Source organism: Paludifilum halophilum (genome assembly GCF_002245355.1).
Taxonomy (GTDB): domain Bacteria; phylum Bacillota; class Bacilli; order Thermoactinomycetales; family DSM-45169; genus Paludifilum; species Paludifilum halophilum.
Map to the genome: position 1 here is coordinate 1 of NZ_NOWF01000161.1, position 403 is coordinate 403.

A 403-nucleotide genomic window follows, 5' to 3' on the forward strand; every position below is an offset into this window, starting at 1 on the left:
CTCTTTAGCGAGTACGGAAGCCTCTTCATGACCCAACCTGATTCTCACGCCACCGAAGATAGCTGGCATCGCTTTGTCGCGCTGATGCAGCAGGCCTTTACAGACGGCCATGCGCTGCCGCTGATGCAGCTGATGATGACGCCAGATGAGCGCGAAGCCTTTGGCACCCGTCTGCGGATTATTGAAGAGCTGATGAACGGCGAGATGAGCCAGCGCGAGCTGAAAAACGAGCTTGGCGTCGGCATCGCGACCATCACACGTGGCTCAAACAGTCTGAAAGAGGCGCCACCGGAGCTGAAACGCTGGCTGGAAGCGCGCCTGGGTCGCGGCTGATTACTGCTGATAAAGCGGATGAACAAACGGGCAGAGCGCCAGAATCAGTGCCTGATGATAGACGCTGGAG

Annotated in this window: 1 protein-coding gene; it reads left to right on the plus strand. The window is 57.8% G+C overall.

What is annotated here, in order from left to right:
* Nucleotides 1–333 (plus strand): trp operon repressor (gene trpR / locus CHM34_RS18700; RefSeq protein WP_206093865.1); only part of this gene is annotated, 333 nt, incomplete at its 5' end.
* Nucleotides 334–403: the final 70 nt, after the last annotated feature.